This window comes from Arthrobacter bambusae (assembly GCF_030812595.1).
GTDB classification, from domain to species: Bacteria; Actinomycetota; Actinomycetes; order Actinomycetales; family Micrococcaceae; genus Arthrobacter; species Arthrobacter bambusae_B.
In genome coordinates this window covers 61,736-82,578 of the sequence record NZ_JAUSSZ010000002.1, presented here as the reverse complement: position 1 = coordinate 82,578, position 20,843 = coordinate 61,736, and the positions used below count along the sequence as shown (strand labels likewise).

At 64.4% G+C, this 20,843-nt stretch carries 24 protein-coding genes; 5 read left to right on the top strand and 19 right to left on the bottom strand.

Annotated elements, in window-relative coordinates:
• Positions 1-57: 57 nt before the first annotated feature.
• From J2S96_RS03845 to J2S96_RS03785, 13 genes are all read right to left on the bottom strand, one after another.
• The gene (locus J2S96_RS03845) at positions 58-759 is read right to left on the bottom strand and encodes a C40 family peptidase (RefSeq protein ID WP_306860080.1); all 702 of its coding nucleotides are present in this window, start codon (positions 757-759) and stop codon (positions 58-60) included.
• A complete protein-coding gene (locus J2S96_RS03840) occupies positions 756-1,181 on the bottom strand; it encodes a flagellar FliJ family protein (RefSeq protein WP_306860078.1) in 426 nt (141 codons plus the stop codon). The genes J2S96_RS03845 and J2S96_RS03840 overlap by 4 nt, the downstream gene beginning before the upstream one ends.
• Complete coding sequence (locus J2S96_RS03835; RefSeq protein WP_306860076.1) at positions 1,178-2,521, bottom strand: FliI/YscN family ATPase; 1,344 nt, start codon at positions 2,519-2,521, stop codon at positions 1,178-1,180. Before J2S96_RS03835 ends, J2S96_RS03840 begins: the two co-directional genes overlap by 4 nt.
• On the bottom strand, positions 2,518-3,132 hold the full coding sequence (locus J2S96_RS03830; protein WP_306860074.1) for a FliH/SctL family protein: 615 nt from the start codon (positions 3,130-3,132) through the stop codon (positions 2,518-2,520). Before J2S96_RS03830 ends, J2S96_RS03835 begins: the two co-directional genes overlap by 4 nt.
• Positions 3,122-4,150 carry a flagellar motor switch protein FliG gene (gene fliG, locus J2S96_RS03825; RefSeq protein ID WP_306860072.1) on the bottom strand — a complete coding sequence of 343 codons (1,029 nt, stop codon included), beginning with the start codon at positions 4,148-4,150 and terminating at the stop codon, positions 3,122-3,124. The genes J2S96_RS03830 and fliG overlap by 11 nt, the downstream gene beginning before the upstream one ends.
• Entirely contained in the window at positions 4,147-5,766 is a 1,620-nt protein-coding gene (gene fliF, locus J2S96_RS03820) for a flagellar basal-body MS-ring/collar protein FliF (protein ID WP_306860070.1), read from the bottom strand. Before fliF ends, fliG begins: the two co-directional genes overlap by 4 nt.
• A complete protein-coding gene (gene fliE / locus J2S96_RS03815; RefSeq protein WP_306860067.1) occupies positions 5,766-6,107 on the bottom strand; it encodes a flagellar hook-basal body complex protein FliE in 342 nt (113 codons plus the stop codon). The genes fliF and fliE overlap by 1 nt, the downstream gene beginning before the upstream one ends.
• A complete protein-coding gene (locus tag J2S96_RS03810) occupies positions 6,107-6,499 on the bottom strand; it encodes a flagellar basal body rod protein FlgC (RefSeq protein WP_306860066.1) in 393 nt (130 codons plus the stop codon). The genes fliE and J2S96_RS03810 overlap by 1 nt, the downstream gene beginning before the upstream one ends.
• Positions 6,499-6,840, bottom strand: a complete 342-nt coding sequence (flgB, locus tag J2S96_RS03805; protein ID WP_306860064.1) for a flagellar basal body rod protein FlgB — start codon at positions 6,838-6,840, stop codon at positions 6,499-6,501. Before flgB ends, J2S96_RS03810 begins: the two co-directional genes overlap by 1 nt.
• Before the next feature lie 155 nt (positions 6,841-6,995).
• Entirely contained in the window at positions 6,996-7,286 is a 291-nt protein-coding gene (locus tag J2S96_RS03800) for a hypothetical protein (RefSeq protein ID WP_306860062.1), read from the bottom strand.
• A complete protein-coding gene (gene fliS / locus J2S96_RS03795; RefSeq protein WP_306860060.1) occupies positions 7,276-7,707 on the bottom strand; it encodes a flagellar export chaperone FliS in 432 nt (143 codons plus the stop codon). The genes J2S96_RS03800 and fliS overlap by 11 nt, the downstream gene beginning before the upstream one ends.
• 3 nt (positions 7,708-7,710) lie before the next feature.
• Positions 7,711-9,105 carry a flagellar filament capping protein FliD gene (fliD, locus tag J2S96_RS03790; protein WP_306860058.1) on the bottom strand — a complete coding sequence of 465 codons (1,395 nt, stop codon included), beginning with the start codon at positions 9,103-9,105 and terminating at the stop codon, positions 7,711-7,713.
• Between the two features lie 107 nt (positions 9,106-9,212).
• Complete coding sequence (locus J2S96_RS03785) at positions 9,213-10,100, bottom strand: flagellin N-terminal helical domain-containing protein (RefSeq protein ID WP_306860056.1); 888 nt, start codon at positions 10,098-10,100, stop codon at positions 9,213-9,215.
• Between the two features lie 295 nt (positions 10,101-10,395).
• Here J2S96_RS03785 and J2S96_RS03780 point away from each other — a divergent pair, with 295 nt between their 5' ends.
• The 5 genes from J2S96_RS03780 to J2S96_RS03760 all read left to right on the top strand — a co-directional run bounded on the left by J2S96_RS03780 (position 10,396) and on the right by J2S96_RS03760 (position 15,751).
• Complete coding sequence (locus J2S96_RS03780; RefSeq protein ID WP_306860054.1) at positions 10,396-10,896, top strand: flagellar protein FlgN; 501 nt, start codon at positions 10,396-10,398, stop codon at positions 10,894-10,896.
• A gap of 49 nt (positions 10,897-10,945) precedes the next feature.
• Entirely contained in the window at positions 10,946-12,385 is a 1,440-nt protein-coding gene (flgK, locus tag J2S96_RS03775) for a flagellar hook-associated protein FlgK (protein WP_306860052.1), read from the top strand.
• Between the two features lie 3 nt (positions 12,386-12,388).
• Positions 12,389-13,276, top strand: a complete 888-nt coding sequence (gene flgL / locus J2S96_RS03770) for a flagellar hook-associated protein FlgL (protein ID WP_306860051.1) — start codon at positions 12,389-12,391, stop codon at positions 13,274-13,276.
• Positions 13,273-13,659: a flagellar assembly protein FliW gene (locus tag J2S96_RS03765; RefSeq protein WP_306860049.1), complete on the top strand. Its 387-nt coding sequence runs from the start codon at positions 13,273-13,275 to the stop codon at positions 13,657-13,659. The genes flgL and J2S96_RS03765 overlap by 4 nt, the downstream gene beginning before the upstream one ends.
• A gap of 526 nt (positions 13,660-14,185) precedes the next feature.
• Positions 14,186-15,751, top strand: coding sequence for an APC family permease (locus J2S96_RS03760; RefSeq protein WP_306860048.1), 1,566 nt, complete (start codon positions 14,186-14,188; stop codon positions 15,749-15,751).
• Between the two features lie 63 nt (positions 15,752-15,814).
• Here J2S96_RS03760 and J2S96_RS03755 read toward each other — a convergent pair whose 3' ends face one another.
• The 6 genes from J2S96_RS03755 to J2S96_RS03730 all read right to left on the bottom strand — a co-directional run bounded on the left by J2S96_RS03755 (position 15,815) and on the right by J2S96_RS03730 (position 20,815).
• Positions 15,815-16,360 carry an AMIN-like domain-containing (lipo)protein gene (locus J2S96_RS03755; protein ID WP_306860046.1) on the bottom strand — a complete coding sequence of 182 codons (546 nt, stop codon included), beginning with the start codon at positions 16,358-16,360 and terminating at the stop codon, positions 15,815-15,817.
• A gap of 315 nt (positions 16,361-16,675) precedes the next feature.
• On the bottom strand, positions 16,676-16,978 hold the full coding sequence (locus J2S96_RS03750) for a DUF4193 domain-containing protein (RefSeq protein WP_234759488.1): 303 nt from the start codon (positions 16,976-16,978) through the stop codon (positions 16,676-16,678).
• Between the two features lie 142 nt (positions 16,979-17,120).
• Positions 17,121-17,297: a hypothetical protein gene (locus tag J2S96_RS03745; RefSeq protein WP_306860044.1), complete on the bottom strand. Its 177-nt coding sequence runs from the start codon at positions 17,295-17,297 to the stop codon at positions 17,121-17,123.
• Between the two features lie 56 nt (positions 17,298-17,353).
• Complete coding sequence (locus J2S96_RS03740; protein WP_306860042.1) at positions 17,354-18,205, bottom strand: DUF6454 family protein; 852 nt, start codon at positions 18,203-18,205, stop codon at positions 17,354-17,356.
• Positions 18,186-19,739: an inositol monophosphatase family protein gene (locus J2S96_RS03735; RefSeq protein WP_306860041.1), complete on the bottom strand. Its 1,554-nt coding sequence runs from the start codon at positions 19,737-19,739 to the stop codon at positions 18,186-18,188. Before J2S96_RS03735 ends, J2S96_RS03740 begins: the two co-directional genes overlap by 20 nt.
• Positions 19,736-20,815: an ABC transporter ATP-binding protein gene (locus J2S96_RS03730; RefSeq protein WP_306860039.1), complete on the bottom strand. Its 1,080-nt coding sequence runs from the start codon at positions 20,813-20,815 to the stop codon at positions 19,736-19,738. Before J2S96_RS03730 ends, J2S96_RS03735 begins: the two co-directional genes overlap by 4 nt.
• Positions 20,816-20,843: the final 28 nt, after the last annotated feature.

The following is a 20,843-nucleotide window of genomic DNA, read 5'->3' as shown; positions in this document are numbered from 1 at the left end:
GCGAAGAGCCAGGAAGAGCCGGACGCGGAGACCCCGCAACAGCGGCAGGCAACTGCATCACGAGCCTCCCGCTGGGACAATGCGGCGGATGGCGGTCAGGTTGGACTGCTGTTCCCACGCATCACGGATCTGGATGGTCTGGCCGGGCACAGGCGCGTCGATCGCTTTGCCGTTGCCGAGGTAGATGGAGATGTGTTCACCGCCGAAACTGACCAGCAGGTCTCCAGGCTTGGCCTGGGCCAAGGTCGCAACAGGGGTGCCTTGCCGCATCTGGTCACTGACGACGCGGGGTAGATTGACGCCGAGATCCTTGAAGACGCGCTGCACGAAACCCGAGCAATCCATGCCCACTGCCGGGTTCGTGCCGCCCCAGACGTAGGGCACGCCCACGTATTTCTTGGCGTCAGCCACTACGGCATCGCCAGTGACACCGCCCGCCCCGGGCGCCGCAGTAACGGGGAGACCCGCGATGCCGGAGAGGCCCGCGGCGCCGGCGAGGCCCGCAATACCGGAAAATACAGCATTGCCGTCGAGCCCCGAAGAAGAAGCGAGCTGGCTTGCGTCCGGCGTCGTCGAGTCCCCGACGGCGGTGCTCAACGCTTGCGCGAAGGACGCCGCGTCCGTGGAAGAGGCGGTGCTCGCGGAGGAGGCCGCTGTCGCGGTGGTCGCGGCCGTGGCCTGCGGGAGGACCCCTTGGTTCAATTGCTGCAGCATCGATTGGATGCTTTGGATGCGCCCGATGGCCTCGGTCATGCTCATGAGGTAGCCTTCCGGTGCCAAGCAGAGGATGCGATCTCGTCCAGCATGCTTTGTTCAGCGCGCAGCGCGGAAGCCTCGAAGGCGGCCCCGTGGCGGATTTCAAGCTTCTCGAGTCCCACGGCACGGCGCTTGGCCTCGGTGTATTCGGCCCGGGCCTCGGCGGCTTCGGCCTCCGCGGTAGCGGCCAGGGCATCAAGCTCGGCCAACATGCATTGCGCGGACGCGCGGGAGGCCGCGATGGCCAGGAGCGACGCGGAACTTCCAGCTTCGCCCGCGGACTCTGCAAGTTCCTCCCGTGCCTCAGCCCGGCGGGATCGCAGGGATGCTGTCCGCGAGTTGGCACGGGCCAGTCCGCTGGCGGCGGCGTCCTGCTGCGTCTGGCGCAGGCGCAACAGCCCGGCCAGGGAGAATTGACGGTTCACGCGGCTCCTTCGAAGCTTGCTGAAAGGCTTGCTGAAAGCCGGAAGAGGTCCGGCCAGGACTCGCTGTACGGGGTGGATTCGTCCATGCTTTGCTGCAGGAACCCGTTGATGGCGGCTTCGTGGTCCAGTGCCGCGTCAACCAAGGGATTGCTGCCGCGGTGGTAGGCGCCGACGTCGATCAGGTCCTGCGCGCTGCGCCGCGCGGCGAGGACCTTGCGCAGGGATGCCGCGAGCGCCGTACGGTCGGCGGAATTGACCTTGGAGGCCACTCGGGACACCGATCCAAGCACGTCAACCGAGGGAAAATGCCCCGTGACGGCGAGCTTCCGGTCCAGGACCACGTGTCCGTCGAGGATCGAGCGGGCGGCGTCGGCGATCGGCTCGTTGTGGTCGTCGCCATCCACCAGCACGGTGTAGATGCCGGTCACGGAACCGGTCTCGGCGGTTCCGGCGCGTTCCAGGAGCCGGGCCAGCACGGAAAACGTCGACGGCGGGTAGCCGCGGGTCGCCGGTGGCTCACCGGCGGACAGGCCGATTTCGCGCTGGGCCATGGCTACGCGGGTGAGCGAATCCATCATGAGCACCACGTCCTGGCCGGCCTCGCGGAACGATTCGGCAATCCGGGTAGCCGTGACCGCGGCACGCAGGCGCATCAGGGCCGGCTCATCGGACGTGGCAACAACCACCACGGAACGGGCCAGGCCTTCGGGGCCGAGGTCGTCTTCCAGGAATTCGCGCACTTCACGTCCGCGTTCGCCTACCAAGGCAATCACGGAGACTTCGGCGTCCGTGCCCCGGGCGATCATGGACAGCAGCGAGGACTTTCCAACGCCCGAGCCTGCGAACAGCCCCGTGCGCTGGCCTCGGCCTAGAGTGGCCAGGGTGTCCAGGACGCGGACGCCGGTCTGGAGCGGGGTGTCCACCCGGGCGCGGTGCATTGCGGAGGGTGCTTCGTTGTCGACAGGGACCATGGGGCTGGGGGCCAAGGGGCCTTTGCCATCGATCGGACGCCCGAGCCCGTCGAGCACGCGCCCGAAGAGGCAGTGGCCGGTGGGGACCAGGATCGGAGTGCCCTTGGAGCGTGCCTGGTCTCCCGCGGCCACTCCGGTCAACCGTCCCAGCGGCATGCAGCGCACGGCGCCACTGACCGAGGCCACCACTTCGGCGTCGAGCCCGGGTGCCTCCCCCACGGTTACCAGGTCTCCCACCGCGCAGTCCAAACCGGAGATCTCGAGGCCAAGGCCGAGCACGGATGTCACAGTGCCTACGCGCTGGGGCGCCGCTGCGGCGAGGGCTGCGCGGAAACGGCCCGCGTGCGGCCGGAAGTCGGTGACGCTCATGCGTCGTTCCCCAGCAGGGCTGCTTTGGCCCGTTCCAAAGCGGTGCTGAGCCGGGCGTCCAGCCAGCCTTGCGGATATTCAGCGATGGCGTCCCCGGGGTTGAGTGCCGGATCTGCCTTGAGCTCGACGCCGGAGGGGTTCCCGGCGTCGACGGCGGCCAGGGCGGCAAGGTCCGCGGGGTGGAGACGGACGGCCGTTATGGTTTCCGCTCCGGACGCTGCGCCGAGCGCACGTGCCAAAGCGGCGCGCGCGGTGTTCGCGCCGTTGTCGAGTTCGTACCCGAGAATGGCTTCGGCAAGCTCTATTGCGCTGGCTGCCAACACGTCCTGCGCATCCTCCAACACAACGCCACGGCTTCGCCTGGACGCCGCTGCGGCCGCTTCAAGCACGCCGACAGCTTCCGCCACGGCCAAGCGCCCGGCGTCGAGCATTGCGTGGTGTTCGGCTTGGAGCTGTTCCCGGAGGCGCAACTGTTCCGCGGCTGCCGCCCGGATGCCGGCCGCGTAACCCGCGGCGTGCCCCTGGGTGTACCCACGGTCTTCCTTGCTCGACCTCGCGGCCGGCTGGATGTCGGGGAAAACCACCTTCCGGAACCCGGCCTCAGTAGACATAGTCGTCTTCTTCGCCGCGCCGGACGACGATGGCGCCTTCGGCTTCCAATTCCCGGACGGAACGGACAATCTCTGCCCGGGCCTCTTCAATCTGGGAAGCCCGCACCGGCCCGGCGGAAGCCATCTCGGCTTCCAGGATTTCGAGGTTGCGCCCGGACACGTTGGTGCGCACGGCCTCCAGTACCGCAGCCGGCGCACCCTTCATGGCCAGGGCGAGCACTTCTGCATTGACCCCGCGCAGGATCTGCTGGATGTCGCGCCGTTCCAATTTCACGATGTCCACGAAGGTCAACATCCTGGCGCGCACTTCCGTGGCCAACTCAGGATCGAGGGTTTCCAGGCCTTCGAGCACCGAGCGTTCGGTGTTGATGTCGGAGCGGTTGATGATGTCAACGAGGGGCTGGATGCCGCCGACAATCTCGCTCGATTTCCTTTGGGACATGACCGCTCCGGCACGAACCTTGAGGGACTCCGCCACGATGCCCACGGCCTCTGGCGAAGCCATCCCCATCGTCGCGATGCAACGGGCCACCTCACTCCGCTGCACTTCGCCCAGGCCGGCCATGACCGCGGAAGCCTTGCCCGGGCGCAAATGCGCCAAGATCAAGGCAATGGTCTGCGGCATCTCGCCGTCGATGAGGGCCAGAAGTTGGCCGGAATCCATCATTTCCAGGAATTCGAAGGACTTCCCGGCCATGGTCGAGGCGAGCCTGTCCATGAAACCGGCCGCTTTGTCCGCACCGAAGGAAGCTTCCAGGAGCCCGACGGCGAATTCCTGGCCGCCGCGGGCGGTGCGGCGTCCGCTGACCGCCAGGTCGTGGAACTCGGTCATGACGTGGTCTGCCACGGTTGGAGAAACGCGCCGCAGACGGACGATCTCGGCGGCGATGTCCTCGGCCTCGGATTCGGAGAACTGGGTCATGACGGAGGCTGCGCTGGCCGGGCTCATCTGCATGAGCACCACGGCCACCTTCTGGGCACCGGACAAGCTGCTTACGTCCAACTCCCCGGTCCTCATACCGGCTGCCTGTCATCCATGAGGCCACGCAGGTAATCGGCGGTCCGTGCCGGGTTCTCGGCGACCATGGCTTCAATCTGGGCCCGCCGCCGCTCGCCGTCGAGCGCTTCGGCTCCGGGCATCGGCAACGCGGGAACGGGATGCACCGGCGGCAGTTCGATCGCCGTCGTCGCGGGCGGTCCTTCGAGCGCCGGCGTAGAGACGGCTTGGGGCAGCATTTCGAAGTCGAGCCGTTCGCCAAGGTCAACCGGTTCGCGGCTCTGCCGGCGGCGCAGGAGGATCAGCACAAGCACAATCAGCGCCACCACTGCAAGCAGGATGCTGCCGCCGATGATCAGCGCGTTCATCAAGTCCGACTGTTGCTTGGCATCGGCCTGGGCCTTGGCCGCGCCGAGCGCCTGTGCCGCGGCGTCCGCGGCCGAGGTGCTGAAAGGGAGCACCTCAACAGTCACCACGTCGCCGCGCGTGGGATCGACGCCGGCCGCGGAGGTGACGAGAGACTTGACGGAGTTGAGGTTGAGTCCAGCCGCCGCAGCCTGGTTGATGGCGACGGAGATGGTCTGGCGCTTGAGGGCGCCTTGCGGGATGGTCCGGTCTTCGGTGACCTTGTTGACGGCGTTGTTCTTGGTGGTGTCGCTGGAGTCGAAGCTTCCGTTGCCATTCGTCCCGCCCGGCACCGCAATGTTGTCCGGACCCAAGACACCCGAAGCGCCTCCGCCCGTTCCCGTGTACTTCTCTGTTTTGGTGGTCTCGCTCAGTGGGGCCGCGTCCTTGGCGGTGGAGAACGTCTCGCTGCGCTGCTGCGCGGACTCCCCCGTCACGTCGGCAGCGACGGCGACCGTGGCGTTGCCCGGGCCCACTACCCTGTCCAGCACGGCCTTCACCGAATCGGACGTGCGCTGTTGGTAGTCGGCGGCCTGCTTGGACGAGGACCCCGCGGCTCCCCCTCCTACCGTGGACAGGACGTTGCCTTGGGAATCAACCACGGTCACGTTCGTTGGCTTCAGGTTCTCGATCGCCGCCGAGGTCAAGTGCACAATCGCCTGGACCTTGTCCGCGGACAGTGTGATGCCAGGCTGCGTTTCCACGAACACGGATGCCGTTGCGTCCGGAGTCGTAGCCGTGAATACCGTTTTCGCCGGAAGGGCGAGCTGCACGGCGGCGGTCTTGACGCCGTCCATGGCCTGGATGGTGGTGGCGAGTTCGCCCTCAAGCGCGCGCTTGTACGTCACGGTCTGCTGGAATTCGGAGGAAGTCACACCGAGCTTGTCCAGCAGCGAATAGCCCGTGGCAGCCGCTGCCGGGAGGCCTGCTGCGGCAGCTTTCAAGCGTTCATCGTTGACCTTGTCGTCCGGAACCAAGATGGTGGCACCGCCGTTGCTGAGCTCGTACGGGACGTTGTCCTTGCGCAGCTGCTCCACGATGCTGTTGGCGTCGGTGTCCTTCAAACCGGAGAAAAGCGGGGAATACGATGGTTTGCCAAGCCATGCTGACAGCGCTATCCCGCCCAGGACCAAGACGGCGATACCGATGATGGCGATCGTGCGCTGCCCTGCGGTGAACCCTCTGATTCCTTCCCCGAACTTGCGGAAGAAAGCGGCAATCTGTGGGGGCATCAGGCCTGCATCCTCATGATCTCGTTGAACGCGTCAACGCCCTTGTTCCGTACCGTGGAGACAAGCTCCATGGTGATCTGGGCGCGCGTGGCAGCGATCGTCGCCTTGTGGATGTCGTCAAGGTTGCCGCTCACCGCAGACACTGCCAGCTGGTTCGACGCCGATTGGAGCGACTGGAGGTTGTCCACGGCACCGGTGAGCGCCGTCGCAAAACCGTTGCTGTCCCCCGCGCTTGCGGTTCCGTTGATGTTGGCTGTACCGCCTATGTAGCCGGTGCCGGAGACGCCCTGCGCGGATTGCCCCCCGCCACCCTGAATTGCGCCGATCGGGTCAAAAGCCATCAGGATTTTCCTATCTCGAGCGCTGCCTGGTAAGTCTCCCGGGCACGGTCTACCACTTGGGCGTTGGCCTGGTAGCCGCGTTGCGCCACAATCAGTGCACCCATCTGTTCGGAGAGGTCGATGTCCGGGTAGCGCACATAGCCCTGGGCGTCGGCAAGCGGGTGGTCTGGTTGGTACACGATCCTGCCGGTCGCGCTGCCCTGGGGAGTGCTCTTGACGTACACCCCCTGTCCGTCGCTTCCCTCGGCGGCTTCGACGTAGCGGGCCTGGAAAGCCTTGCCGCTAGTCGGGGACACATCGTTGATGTTGGCGATGTTGTCCGAGACGGCATCGAGCCATTTGCGGTGGACAGTCAGGGCCGAGCCGGCAATCCCGATCGCATCGAATGTCATCAGCTGCTCCTCAGCGCCGTGCGGATCGCGGTGAATTCGTCTCCGACTGCCCGTGCCGCGAACTGGTAGCGCAGGACGGTGTCCACGTTGGAGAGGGTTTCGGTGTCCAGGTTCACGTTGTTGCCGTTGAGCTGGGTAGGTTCCTGGGATGTGGAAACTGTTGCCGCAGCAAACCCGTCGCCGGAGGCCACAGAGGCGGCGAGGGCGTCTTCGAACTGGACCCTTTTGGCATGGTAGTTCGGGGTATTGATGTTCGCGATGTTGTTGGCGATGGTGTTCTGGCGCAATGTGAGCCCGTCCAGGGCGCTGCCAAGCGCAACAGAAGTCACTGAATCGAACACGACGGCCTGCCTTCGCGAATAGAAATGAAGAGGCCGATCCGTGGCCGTGCATCGAGCAATCCATGCTCAACTTCCACCATCGGCATGCGTCAGGGATCCGTTAGTCGATTATGGGATTGTTTTCGGTACTGCCCTTCAGCCTCGGATACTGCCCTTCAGCCCCGGACGTCGAGGATCAACGGACGGGGTGAATTCCGGTTCCCAGGAACGGTGCTGAGGGCATCGAGGTGGGCAAGGGCATCGCTCCGGATTTTGTCGAGGATGGCCATGGATTCCAGCTGCGCGTCAAGGACCCGCCGCGCCCTGTCCGCCAGCTCAAGCGGAAGCGGGCCGGACTCGGCAGTGGGACTCCATGGCGCCGGCACATCCCCGGAAACAGCAACCGCGATGTCACCTTCCAGGCGGTCCAGAATATCGGACCATTCCTGGACCCGGTCAGCCGACACCGAGCGTGCCGTTCTTGCCCGCGGTCCCGCCCTGGGCAGGCAACTGCGCAGCGGCGTCATGCCAGCCCTGCCGGAGTGGCTCCAGGAGCGCGATGCATTCCTTGGTCCTGTTGACGTCGCGGTAGATGTTGGCTCCGATCATGGCTTCCATCGCGTACTGATAGATGCTCAGCAGTCCGGGCGCGCCATCCCACGCATCGGTCTTCAGGGTGGAAGACAATTCCGTGACGATCGCCTGGGCGTGAAGCAAGTTTTCGCGGGCGACGCCCCAGTTGGCGTTTTCCTGGGCAAACTGGGCGCGGCCCAGATCCAGGAGGAGCCGGTCGTACAGCATGGTCAGGAGCCGCGCCGGCGGGGCCGAGAGGATCGCGTTGGTGTTGTACTGGTTGAGCTGGCTTGCGCGCAGGGCGGTGGCGGTCACGGTTTACTTTCCTGACGAGGAGGAGGAAGAGGACGAGAGAGAAGAAATCTGGCCGGAGAGCCAGGAAGACTGTGACTTCAGGTTCCCAAGCAGGACCTCCATGTTGGTGTACACAGTCTTGAGGGCGGCGCGACGGTCCGCGAGCCGGGTGTCCCATTCGGCGATCTGGGAGTTCAGGGTCGACACTTCGGATTGCTGACCCTTGATCAGCTGCGGTATGGAGCCGTTCACCGGGTCCGAGGCGTTCGTCGTAGCCGTGGCAACCCTCGTGGCGATCTGCGACAGGGCCGACTGGGTTCCCGCGGGGTCTGCCGCCATCGCCGAGGCGAACTTTCCGCTGTCGAAAGTGAAGGTGCCATCCCTTTGGATGGCGATGCCGTAGTCCGAGGGCGATTTGCCGTTCACCGGGGCCACCACCGCTTCGGTGAGGGCGTCGCTGACAGCCCGGACGGAGCTGTTTCCGGTGAAGATCCCGCCCTGGGCGCTGGCGACACCCGCGGAGCTCGTGGTCGTGTTCACCGCGCTGCTGGTCGCGATGTAGCCCAGGAGATCGTTCACCGATGAAACCAGGTCGCCGGCTTTCTTTGAAATCCCGGCGGTGTCGCTGGCGACAGTGACCGTGACCGGTGACGAACTCACGGCCGTGGCAGTCACCGCGATGCCCGGCAGGACATCGCTGAAGGTATTGGTGGACGAGGTGATGGTCTGCTGCGCAGCGGTTCCGGCATACAGGACGGCCTGCGCATCCGCGGCCGGTTTGACGATGGCGGCCGTAGGCGCGGCGAACAGGTCTGTTGCGGTCCCTGCAGCGACGTCGGCGGCAGTGCCCTGATAGGCCTGGAAGTCGCCGGCTGCTCCACTCGTACTGGAGGTCAGTTGCAGGCGATAAGTGCCGTTGCCGGCCGGCACCTTCACTGCTGTCGCTCCCCCGCCGGCAGCATTCACGGCCTTGACTACATCGTCAAGGCTCGTGGAAGCGGGGGTGATCTCAGTGGCCTTGCCGGTCTTGTCAACCAGCGTCAAATGGGCCGGGTTGCCGGATGCGTCGGTGGGCCAGGCGGTGAAAGCTTGAGTAACACCGATCTTGGTGGACGACAGCTGGGTCACGGTGATGTCGATAGAGCCTGCGGAAGCCGATGTGGAGGCCGTGGCAGTGACGCCCTGGCTATTGGTGGTGGCCGTGAACAGATTGGTCGCACCCGGCGCCGAGGTGGAAGTGGCAAGGGAGTTCAACACCGTCAGGCGGGTGTTGAGGCTGTTAAGCGCGTTGATCATCGACTGGTCGGTAGCGACCTTGGACTGCAGTTGCTGCTGGGGCAGCGCTTCCACGGCCATCTGCGCGTCGATCATCGAGGTGGTGTTCAGGCCGCTGGCGAGACCGTCAATCGATGCTCCCACTGAGGGTTCCTTCCAAGTTATGCTGCTGCGCTAAAGGCCAATGGCGGTCAGACGGGTAGACCCGAGCTGACCGCCACCGGCGATGGATCCGCTAGGCGGTTCCGGATTTAGCCGAGGAGCTTGAGGACACCCTGGCCGGACTGGTTGGCCTGGGCCAGCATGGCCGTACCGGCCTGCTGCAGGATGTTGGCCTTGGTGAACTTGACCATTTCCTGAGCCATGTCGACGTCGGTGATGTGGGACTGTGCGGCCTGCAGGTTCTCACCGGAGACGTTCAGGGTGTTGATCGCGTGCTGCAGGCGGTTCTGGGTGGCACCCAGACCTGCCTGCTGGGTGGTGACGTTCTTGATCGCCGTGTCGATCTTGGCGATCGTCGCCTGAGCGTTTGCGCTAGCCGTACCGTCGCCGGCCACCGTGTCGGTGACGTTGAAGTCGGTGGCCCCGGCTGCGCCGGACAGGTTGCCGACCGCCGTGGCCACGTCGCCGACCTTGATGTCGATCTTGTCGCTGGCGGTGCTGCCGGTGCCGACCTGGATGCTCAGGGTGCCGGTGGCGGAAACGCCGGTGCCGGTGTTGCCCTTGAGCAGGTCGATGCCGTTGAAGTTCGTACCCTGGGTGAGGCGGTCCAGCTCCTTGCCGAGGGAGTCGCCTTCGGTCTTGATGGCTGCACGCGCATTGGCGTTGTTCGTGTCAGACGAGCCCTGCACGGCAAGGTCGCGCATGCGCTGCAGGATCGAGGTGACTTCGCCGAGTGCGCCTTCCGTGGTCTGGATGACCGAGATGCCGTCCTGGGCGTTGCGGGCTGCAACGGCAGAACCGGAAACCTGGGACTTGAGGCCTTCGGAGATGGTCAGGCCGGCAGCGTCATCAGCTGCACTGTTGATGCGCAGACCGCTGGAAAGCTTCTGCATCGAGCTGGCCACGTCGTTCTGGGTGTTGCTGAGGTTGCGGTAGGCGTTGTTCGCCATCAGGTTTGTGTTGATTGCCATGCCCATGGTGTATTCCTCCGTGATTGGGTCCGGTACTGCTTCCAGGCCATCCGTGGCCTGTCACTTTTGATTATCGGAACGGGGAAGCCGGTGGTTAGGAAAACGGACAGGATAATTCCGGACGTAGTCACAGCACGGCCAGGGACGCTTTGACTAGACAAAGTTCGCTGGACGTGCATCGGGACTTACTAACGCATAGGCGAAGGTGGCCGATAGTTGTCCTCGACGCGGTGACGGACAGGGGGAGTGCCGATCCGCGTCATCGCACCTTCGAAACCCCCGGAACTGGAGTTGACCCGACATGGCCATCCATGAACTGTCGGCCCTGCTGTGGCGAGAACGTGAGCTGCTGGATTTGCTGACGTTCAAGCTGGAGGAAGAACAACTGCTCCTCACGGCGGGCAAATCCCGCTGGTTGCCGCACGGCACACGCGAAGTGGAGCAGGTACTGGAACATCTGTCCAAGGCAGGCCTTGCGAGGGCAGTGGAAGTGGCCGCGGTGGCGGAGCAATGGGGCCTGCCTGCCGAGTGTTCACTGGGCGAACTGGCTTCATCCGCCCCGGAAGAGGCCTGGGCTGACGTTCTGTCCTCGCACCTGAATGCCATGCAGCAGCAAACTGCCACCATCAAGCAACTGCGTGATTCAAACGATCAGTTCTTGCGCGCGGCTGTCCGCTCCACGCAGGAAACCATGGCGGACCTGAAGCCCGCCGCCGGGACCTACGACTCCCACGGCCGGACAAGCTCCCAAGGCAGCACGGCGGAATCGGCCCGGTCCCGCTTTTTCGACCAGAAAATCTGACCGGAACACCGCCGGGCAAGCAGAGGCCGGACCACCAAAGGACAAAGCAGTGAGCACATTCGGCGGACTCAACACGGCCTACCTAGGCCTCACCGCAGCGCAGCAGGCCATCAACGTGGCCGGGCAAAACATCGTCAACGCCGGCACCGACGGCTACACACGGCAACGCATCGAACAATCGGCGCTCAGCGCCCCGGCCCGCACAGGGCTGCTCGCCGCGGGCGTCCAGGCAGGCCAAGGCGTGTCCGTCGACGGAATCGCACGCTTGGGCAACAGCTTCCTCGATGCCGGGGTCCGCGCCAGTGCTGCCCAGGCCGGCTACGCCGGATACCGGTCCAGCGAGCTCCAAAGCATCGAGGGGACCCTCCAAGAACCTGGCCCCGCAGGGATATCGACGGCGCTGCAGAGTTTTTGGTCCGCTTGGCAGGGTGTTTCCAACAGCCCTGGAGAAGCTGCGCCGGCCGGCCTGCTTCTCCAGGCAGGCAGAACACTCGCCAATACCGTTTCGGCAGGCTACAAGGCCTTGGATTCGCAATGGACACGCGTCCGCGGAGAAGCCCAAAGCACCGTCGCCACCCTGAACGCTGCCGCGGCCCAAGTCGCCAACTTCAATGCGACCATCCGCTCCATGACCGCCTCCGGTGCCTCTGCCAACGAGCTCATCGACGCCCGCAACAAAGTGACCGAAACCATCTCTTCCTTGGCGGGAGGCACCGTCCGGGACAACGCCGACGGCACAGTGGATGTATTCGTTGGCGGCAATGCAATCGTCTCAGGCACTTCGCACCGCGACCTCGCGCTGGCGGGCCAAACAACCATGAGCGCGCCGGGCTCCACAGTGCCGGCCGGCGGACCAGCCCAGGTGGAGTGGGCGGACCGCCCCGGCGTGGCAGTGCCCCTCGACGGCGGTAAGCTCGCCGGCGCGGTCTCGCTTCTCGCCCCGGCCGCAGCCGGAGGGACCGGCGGGGCAATTGCCGAGGCCGCCGCGTCCTACAACGCATTCGCCACCAAACTCATGAACGACGTGAACGCAGTGCACAGGACCGGGCAGTCCACCACGGGTGCCACGAACCTCGATTTCTTTGCGACCACCCCTGGCACTCCGGCTGCATTGTCGCTCAGCGTCGTCCCGACGAATGCCGCAGGAATCGGCACCGGAACTCCAGGTTCCGGTGCCCTCGACGGCAGCATTGCCGACTCCCTCGCCCAAATCGGCGTCGGTCCCGGTTCCCCGGACTCAGCATGGTCCGGGATCGTCACCGGGATCGGGACGGCGTCGCGCGCGGCGCAGCAACACGAGCAGCTCGCCAACGCGGCGAGCACTGCCGCCGTCGGGCAGCGTTCCTCAGGAGCGTCCGTGAGCCTCGACGAAGAGAACATCAACCTCCTCACCAGCCAACACGCCTACCAGGCGGCCGCCCGCGCAATGACCGCGGTGGACGAGACCCTCGATGTCCTGATCAACCACACCGGATTGGTGGGAAGGTAAGCCATGCTGAACAGAGTCACCACCCAGACGATGGCCGCCGCCGCGCAGCTGAATCTTCAGGCGAGCCAGGCCAAGCTCGCCGCCCTTCAGGACAAGGCCAGCAACCTCACGAACATCAACCGGCCCTCAGACGATCCAACGGGGTTGGCGAATGCCTTGGCCGTGCGGGGACAGATCAGCGCCGCCGGACAGTATTCGAACAACATCAACGACGGCAATGGCTGGCTGACCACGGCGGACGCGGCCCTGGGGCAGGCGACCAACGTCCTCAACCAGATCCGCGACCTCACCGTGCAAGCCTCCAACGGCTCACTCAACAGCACCGCCAAGGAGGCGATCGCCGTCGAAATCGAAGGACTCAACAAAGACCTCCTCAACAGCGCGAACACGCAGTACCTCGGCCGCAACGTTTTCGCGGGAAGCTCCGATTCGGCCGGCGCATTCAGCAACGCCACTCCCCCCGTATTCAACGGAACGCCGGGAGGGAGCGTTCAACGGCGGATTGACGCGACGCAGACCGTGCGGGTAGACGCCGACGGCGGCGCGATCTTCGGTGACGGCGCCAACTCGGTCTTCGCTTTGGTGAGCAACGTCGTCGCGGATATCCGCTCCGGGGCGGATGTCAGCAGCCGTTTGACGGCAATCGGTGACAAGATCAAGTCGGTCATTGACGGCCGAGCTGATGTGGGAGCACGGCAGAGCAAGCTGATGAGCGCCCGGAACTCGGTGGACGGACTGAAGGCCTCGCTTGAGGTACAGCGTTCGAATATTGAAGATGCTGACATGGGAAAGGTTGTCATGGACTTGAAACTGCAGGAAACCAATTACCAGGTTGCCCTGGCGGTCACCGCCAAAACGCTCCAACCAACCCTGATGGACTTCCTCAAATGAGCCCGGCGCAAGCATCCCGTGAGCTGAGCTTCACCGCGCCGATGCCCGGCCTGGAAGCCGCGGAGGGATTCGCCTTGCGGGGAATCGACGGCGCCCCCGGACTCTACGCGATGGAGTCGGCAAGCCCCCGCATCCGGATGTTCCTGGCCGACGCCTCCGTCTATGTTCCGGATTACGCCCCGGCCATCCCCGACTCGACACTCGAGGATCTGGGCCTGCAGGGCACCCAACCGGCAACCACGCTGGTGGTGGTCAATCCGACCCTTGAAAAGACCACGGTCAACCTCGCGGCCCCTATCGTCTTGAACCCGGACACCGGGCGTTGCACACAGCTTCTCCTGGACAGCAAGGAATACCCCCTCCGGGCGGAGCTGAGCGCGTAGGCAGCGCCCGCTCCCTTCCCGCCCGACGCCCGCTCACCTTTGGACCCCTCCCGCGCGACGCCCGGTCAGATGATCTGACCGGGCGTCGCCGCTTTTGGCGTCATATCTGACCGGGCGTCGCCGCTTTTGGCATCGTATGTGACCGGGCGTCCTTCTTGACCCGCCGGTCCCCCGATGCCCGGTCACTTATCGGCCGTTTCCCCCCGACGCCCGGCCACTTATCGGCCGTTTCCCCCGATGCCCGGTCACTTATGGGTCTTTTTCGGCGGACGCTTGCCCAGATGATCCACTCCGAATCGAAATTGTTTGGCCAAACCACTTGCGCCGGGCCGTCTGCGCGTCCATACTAAATGAACGTCATTCATTTAGTGACTGCCGTCTCACCGGAGAACAGCCATCATGATCTGCACCACCCGCCCGGGCGCCCCACCCTCCCCCGCCCGCCATCAGCTTCCATGACCCCACAGACGGCTTTCACTGCATCACGTAGAAACAACCTTCGGCCCATCTAGAAAGAGCCAGGCACATGACTCAATTAACCCGCCCAAGCGCCAGGAAAACCGCAGAGGCCCATGATCCCGCCGGCACCGAACACGGCATCAGCGGCAAAGGACTCAAGACGGGGCAGCTGGGGCTCCTCGCCGTCGTCGTCCTGGGCATTTCCTCCGTGGCACCTGCCTACAGCCTGACCAGCTCGCTGGGCCCGGCGGTCAACGCGGTGGGCCTGCAGTTGCCGGCGATCTTCATCGTCGCCTTCATCCCGATGATCCTCGTGGCCTTCGCTTACCGGGAGCTCAACGCAGACTCTCCCGACAGCGGGACCACCTTCACGTGGGCCACCAAGGCCTTCGGGCCGTTCATCGGCTGGATGGGCGGATGGGGGCTGCTCGCCGCGAACATCATCGTCCTGTCCAACTTGGCAGGCGTGGCCGTGGACTTCTTCTACCTCTTCCTCGCCCAGGTTTTCGGCAATCCCGATCTTGCCGACCTCACTTCCAACAAGGCCTTGAACATCGCCACATGCCTTGCCTTCGTCGCGCTTGCTGTCTGGGTCAGCTACCGGGGCCTGCACGCCACCAAACTGGTGCAGTACGCCATGGTCGGTTTCCAGGTGGTGGTCCTGGGCGTCTTCATCGTCATGGCCCTCACCCATGCGTCCTCCGGTGACACCCCGACGGCGATCGCCTTCAGCTGGGACTGGTTCGACCCCACCAAGATCAGCAGCTTCGAGCAATTTGCTGCCGGCATGTCCCTCGCCGTCTTCGTCTACTGGGGCTGGGACGTCTGCTTGACGGTCAACGAGGAGACCAAAGGCGGCAAAGGCACTGCCGGTAAGGCCGGAACCACCACCGCGATTGCCGTCCTGGGGCTCTACGTCGCAGTGATTGTCGCAACGATGATGGTGGCAGGCGTTGGAGGAGACGGCATCGGGCTCAACAACCCGGACAACCAGTCCAACATCTTCGCAGCGCTGGCTTCCCCGGTCATGGGACCGTTGGCGATCCTCATGTCGTTGGCCGTACTCGCAGGCACAGCGTCGTCCCTGCAGTCCACCATGGCCTCCCCCGCCCGAAGCCTGCTCGCCATGGGCCACTACGGTGCCCTCCCGCAGAAGTTCTCCACCGTGAGCAAGCGCTTCGGTTCCCCCGGATTCGCAACCATTATGGCCGGGGCCATCTCCGGCGGGTTCTACGCCATCATGAAGGTGGTCAGCGAGAACGTCCTCAACGACACCATCCTGGCCCTGGGCTTGATGATCTGCTTCTACTACGGAATGACCGCTTTTGCCTGCGCCTGGTACTTCCGGCACAGCGTGTTCAGCAGCGTCCGCAACTTCTTCATGCGCCTGCTCTTCCCGGTGATCGGCGGCGTGGTTCTGACACTCGTCTTCATCCAGACGGCAGTGGACAGCTGGTCACCGTCCTTCGGCAGCGGTTCCGAGATCTTCGGCGTCGGGCTGGTTTTCATCATCGGCGTGGGAATCCTGGTCCTCGGAGCCGTGGTCATGGTGATCATGGCCCGCACCCGGCCCGGGTTCTTCCGCGGCGAAACCCTCCGCAAGGACACCCCGGCCCTGGTTGTTCCCGAGTAACCCCAAGTACTGCAGGAGCCCTGTTCCGGATTTACCCGGGGCAGGGCTTCTGCTGTCGGCGCATCACCACATGTGCGCGACGTCGACCACCAGGCGCGATCCCGATCCCGGCCCCGCCAGCGTGAAAATCCTGAACGGCAGCCGGGCGCGAACTCCAAGGCCAAGGCTCGTGTAGCCCTCGAAGCTGCCCGCGAAGGCCACTTGCCGGAAGGTTTTGTAGCCCGAGACGTTCGTGAGTTCGTTCTTGTCGGCCGGCTTATAGGTGGAATTGCCCGATGAGTCGTACGCCGGGGCGTTGATGGTGATCTGCAAGTAGGCGTTTCCCCTCAAATCAACGGGCATTCCTGAGCCATCCTGGAGCACCTGCGGAACGTACCGGACAGAGTAACCCGCCATCGTCCCGTTCACATCGACCACCAGCCGGTCGAAACAGGCCTGCTCTCCTGTCCTGATGTTGACAACCTGCGCTTGGGTCAATCCCGGGCTCGACCTCGCCAGCGAACCCCAGACAGTGCCGCAATAGGGCGCCGCCGACGCCACCCCGGGAGTCACAAGACCGAGCCCGGCGGCGGCTAGAAGGGCAAACAACCACACTTGGAATTTCCTCACTTGTGCCCACTCCCTTTGAGCGCTCGAGGGAATCAATAGCTCAAGCGTAGGAGCGTTTGAAGGCTTTCAGTGGTCCCGTCTCCGCTTCGGCGCACAACCGTTAATCGAGCCCACCCAGGGTCACGGAAATGTCATTCCACCCCCTCGTTTCCGCGGCTTTTCGGGGTTTGTGGACCGTTTCGCGCCTCGGTTCGTTATTTCAGATAACGACGGCGGGTGCCGCCTCCACCCGGAGGGCTTCCACGCACCCCCGGGCACGCAAAACCCCGCCCGGCTCTCTTCAAGCCTGGCGGGGCAATGTGTGCGTGCGGGAAATTAGCCTTCGCAATCGCGGCAGTACTTGAGGCCGTTCTTTTCCAGGGCGATCTGCGAGCGGTGACGGACCAGGAAGCACGATGAACACGTAAATTCATCGGACTGCTCGGGGACAACAATGACGGTGAGCTCTTCGTTTGACAGGTCTGCGCCGGGAAGGTCAATACCCTCGGCCGTGTCGTTCTCGTCGATGTCGATGACAGCAGTCTGGGCACCGGAGCCGCGAGACGCCTGAAGGGCCTCGAGCGACTCGGCGGGAGACTCTTCTTCGGTCTTGCGTGGGGCGTCGTAATCAGTAGCCATTGGCGGGGTTCACTTTCGTTGCTGCACACTGCCCTCTCAGGCATCTCAGTGAAGGAGTTTAGGGCATAGTACACGCAATCAACGAATAGTGTGTTCAACAATACATTTGGCCGCGCCAAAACCCCGGAATCACGGGGTTTGGCTACTCCCCAGCGCGGATTTTCCGCGCCTGGAAGTCGCCGACGGCGACGCCGCTGAGCGCCGGGAGCCATCCATAACGGGTGGTTTCAGTGGCTCCGGAGGCGCCCAGCTCGGCGGCGTCGTAGAAGTATGCAGCTTCGATCCAGGCGCTCACCTTGGACATGATGGATACGATCATCGGGCCACGCTATCGAGGCGCGGTTCAAGACCCGTTTCCGGTCTGTCACGGCTGTGTTAAATGCTCTTGTAGCTAAGGATCCGCGTGCCGCCCTCGTCGTCACCATCATCCGGGGCCGCGTGAATCAGCAGCCCGGATTCATCTGCGGTGACCGCGACGGGATTGCGTGTGATGACGTGGCCGGCACCGCTGAACACGCTGATCGGCAGCTCCCACGTGATTCTTTGCCGTAGCGGTTCCACCAGGGCCAGTCCCCCGAGTTCAAGGGCCGTCCCGTCGGCCTGCGGCAAGAGGGATATTCCGCTGCATAGCAAGAGCCCCGGACCTAGGAGCTGGGCATCCTGGTAGTCGACGAAGTGGCTGGGGTTCTCCCACTGATCCACCAAGCGGCCTTCCGAATCCCAGGTGTAGAGCCGCCGGGAACCCCAGCTTCCGCCGAACACCAGGTCCAGACCGGGATCGCGGAGAATCCAGCCGATGTGGTCGTCCACGCGGAACCGCTCAGCCACCTCGAAAGTGTCCGGATCGATCGTATAGATGATGCTTCTACCCGCGGCCCGGTACTCAGCGACGGATACCCACACGTGGTCGCCGTCGAAATCGATACCGCCCGGGTGGTAGACAGCCCCCTCGCCGATCGGGATGTCGCGCATCAATTCGCCGCCGGCGCCAAGGACGAAGACGTGTCCGTTTCCCCGTCCGGGAGTGCGCAGCGCCGGATCCGCCGCGGGGCGCGGCGCTTCGAGGATTTCGACGGACGACAAGAACGTCAACCCTTTGGCGAAGGCCATGCCCTGTGGGTGGTGCGTCGGAAAGTCGAGGCGGATCTCCCCAAGCAGTTCGAAGCGGCTCCGCCGGTCAAGGGCGGAGACAGCGTCGAATCGGAGCTCAGTTGCCGGCGTCCGCATGCGCCTGCCTCCACAGCTCGTAAAGTTCCGTGGAGTATTCCGGACGAGCCGCCAGCACGCCGCCTTCTTCCGGGAACGTGTCTGTCTCACCTTCGGAGTTGAGGACGACACCCCCGGCCTCTTGGACAATGAGGGTGGCCGCAAGGTGGTCGATCGGGCTGAAACTCCCGATGATTGCCCCCGCACCGCGGCCGGCAGCTACCCCTACCACCGTCATGGTGGCCGAACCCATGATCCGCATGATGCTGTGCCGTCCGCCGAGCTCGGCGAGGAGCTCCAGCATGCCGGGCCACGGCAAGTGACCCGCGAGCTCGGTCGCCACGACCGTTCCGGCCAGAGCCGCCGTCGGAACTCCCGCAGGAGCCAGCGATAGTGGCGTGCCGTTCAGCCAGGCACCATGACCGGCCCACCCCTCGAAAATCTCGCCGCGCCAAGGATCGGCGACGACGGCCACGGCCGGCTTGCGGTCGACGGCCAAGGCAAGCGAGAACGCCGTCCAGGGAATCTGGTTCACGTAGTTGGTGGTCCCGTCGACTGGATCAAGGTACCAACAGGGTGCGCCAGGAACGGCAACTCCGCCCATTTCCTCGCCCACCACCGTGTGCCCGGGAAGGCGGGCAGCGATCACTTCGCGAACGTGGCGCTCGACGGCGACATCGACTTCCGTGACCAGGTCACCAGGGTGCGCCTTAGTGGATATTTGGCCTCGATCGGCGTCGCGCATGTAGTTGACTGCCCATTCGGCCAGTTCAACGGCGACTCTCCGGGATTCCAGAACCTCATCTCCGGCCAGTCCCCCTGGAGCCTGGGCCGAAGCCCATACCTGCGGGTCTTCGGCGATGGCGCTTTGCAACAGGTCCAGTTGGTTGCTCGTGATCGAATCAACGCCAAGTCCCAATGCCCAGCGCATGGATTCCAGGTCGTCCACCGTCCAGCACGAAACTTTGGCTCCCGCGGCGTGGATCTGTTCCACCATGTGCTTGCTGAGAACCACGTGCTCGGAATTGACGAACTCGGGATTCAGTTCGGCAAGTAGCTCTTCCGGCGGGGCGATTCTCTGGCTCCATGGCAGCCAGATACGGGCCGCGGGGTCGAGGGCCCGGATGGTGCGCATTCCGTCGAGGTCGCCACACCAGGCCACATCGATACCGCTTTCGCGTACGACGGCGGCAGCCGCCTCCGCGGGGCCCGGCTCGTCCATGTCGATCAGCAAGGTTGACTCGGCGCGGCGGAAAAGTTCGAGGGCTTCGGAAAGCAGCGGAATTCGTTCCTCCCCGGCGCCCAGTTGCCTGATGCGGTCATAGTCGAGGTCCGCCGCTGCGGCGTCGAGGCTCCAGATCCTGAGCAGCGAGGCATCGTGGAGCAGGATCACCTGCCCGTCCTTCGTTACGCGGACGTCCACTTCCACGAGGTCCGCGCCCGCGTCGATGGCCGAGGCGATGGCGGGGAGCGTGTTCTCCAGGTGTTTGCTCGAATCGCCCCGATGGGCCGTGGCCCGGGTCGTTTTCGTTTTGGTATCAATCGTGTTGCTCAACGTGCGGCACCTGCCTCTCCTAGCAACCGTCCGTCCCGGAAGGTCATGGCCTTGCGGATCCCCGCATACGTGCGCTGGCCGGGATGCATGAGCTCGCTGCTCACAAAGCTGCGGAGCTGGGCGTCGGCCCGGCGGACGTACACCTCCTGGAAATGCCCGCGGGGGACAACCCGTTCCACGGTCGCCGGGACCGCACCTGCGAAGGGCGCGTCTGCAAGGACCACGTCCTCGGGCCTGATCCCGAGAATGTCCGGACCCTCGGTAATGAGCCCGTCGACGAGCGAGCCCGCCAAGCGGTTCATGCTGCCAATGAAGGTGGCCACGAACTCGGTTTCCGGGCGGGCATAGAGCGCCTCGGGAGTACTGTATTGCTCGATCCGGCCTGCATTCATGACGGCGATGCGGTCCGACATGGACATGGCTTCCTCCTGGTCATGGGTGACGATGACCGTGGTGATGCCTAGTTCCTGCTGGATCTTGCGGATGTCTTCACGCACTTTGACACGCAGTTTCGCATCGAGGTTGCTCAGCGGCTCGTCAAGGAGCAAAAGCTTCGGCTCTTGGACAAGTGCCCTGGCCAACGCCACGCGCTGCTGCTCGCCGCCGGAGATGCGGGCGGGCTTGGAATCCTTGTGATGCAAGAGGCTGACCAACTCCAGGACGGCTTCCACCCTCTCCTTGGTCTGAGCCTTGGACATTTTGCGGAGCTTCAGGGGGAAACCGACGTTCTTGGCCACCGTCATGTGGGGCCATAGGGCGTAGTTCTGGAACACCATGGCGCTGGGGCGGTTCTCCGCGCCAAGGTGTGACACTTCCTGGCCTTCCACCTCAATTGAGCCGGAGTCCGGTTCCAGGAAGCCGGCAATCATGCGCAGCGTCGTTGTCTTGCCGCAGCCGCTGGGGCCAAGCAAGGACACCAGTTCCCCCTCTTTTACCGAGAGATCGAGGTTGTCGATGATGGTGCGTCCGCCGAGGCTCTTGTGGAGGCCGCGGATGCTCAGGCCACCCCTCGACGCCGGTGTGCCCGGGTTCGTGGGGCTGGCCGGCGATTCAGTCAATGGCTCATGGATTGTCATGGGTTCTCTGTCTGACGTTGAGCGCGTG

Coding starts and splice junctions, on each gene's coding strand:
- flgL (WP_306860051.1), top strand. CDS start 12,389: ATGCTGAACAGAGTCACCACCCAGACGATGGCCGCCGCCGCGCAGCTG.
- J2S96_RS03780 (WP_306860054.1), top strand. CDS start 10,396: ATGGCCATCCATGAACTGTCGGCCCTGCTGTGGCGAGAACGTGAGCTG.
- J2S96_RS03785 (WP_306860056.1), bottom strand. CDS start 10,100: ATGGGCATGGCAATCAACACAAACCTGATGGCGAACAACGCCTACCGC.
- J2S96_RS03745 (WP_306860044.1), bottom strand. CDS start 17,297: ATGATCGTATCCATCATGTCCAAGGTGAGCGCCTGGATCGAAGCTGCA.
- J2S96_RS03750 (WP_234759488.1), bottom strand. CDS start 16,978: ATGGCTACTGATTACGACGCCCCACGCAAGACCGAAGAAGAGTCTCCC.
- J2S96_RS03740 (WP_306860042.1), bottom strand. CDS start 18,205: ATGCGGACGCCGGCAACTGAGCTCCGATTCGACGCTGTCTCCGCCCTT.
- J2S96_RS03845 (WP_306860080.1), bottom strand. CDS start 759: ATGAGCATGACCGAGGCCATCGGGCGCATCCAAAGCATCCAATCGATG.
- J2S96_RS03730 (WP_306860039.1), bottom strand. CDS start 20,815: ATGACAATCCATGAGCCATTGACTGAATCGCCGGCCAGCCCCACGAAC.
- fliG (WP_306860072.1), bottom strand. CDS start 4,150: ATGAGGACCGGGGAGTTGGACGTAAGCAGCTTGTCCGGTGCCCAGAAG.
- J2S96_RS03810 (WP_306860066.1), bottom strand. CDS start 6,499: ATGACATTCGATGCGATCGGGATTGCCGGCTCGGCCCTGACTGTCCAC.
- fliE (WP_306860067.1), bottom strand. CDS start 6,107: ATGGCTTTTGACCCGATCGGCGCAATTCAGGGTGGCGGGGGGCAATCC.
- fliF (WP_306860070.1), bottom strand. CDS start 5,766: ATGCCCCCACAGATTGCCGCTTTCTTCCGCAAGTTCGGGGAAGGAATC.
- J2S96_RS03835 (WP_306860076.1), bottom strand. CDS start 2,521: ATGAGCGTCACCGACTTCCGGCCGCACGCGGGCCGTTTCCGCGCAGCC.
- J2S96_RS03760 (WP_306860048.1), top strand. CDS start 14,186: ATGACTCAATTAACCCGCCCAAGCGCCAGGAAAACCGCAGAGGCCCAT.
- J2S96_RS03830 (WP_306860074.1), bottom strand. CDS start 3,132: ATGTCTACTGAGGCCGGGTTCCGGAAGGTGGTTTTCCCCGACATCCAG.
- J2S96_RS03765 (WP_306860049.1), top strand. CDS start 13,273: ATGAGCCCGGCGCAAGCATCCCGTGAGCTGAGCTTCACCGCGCCGATG.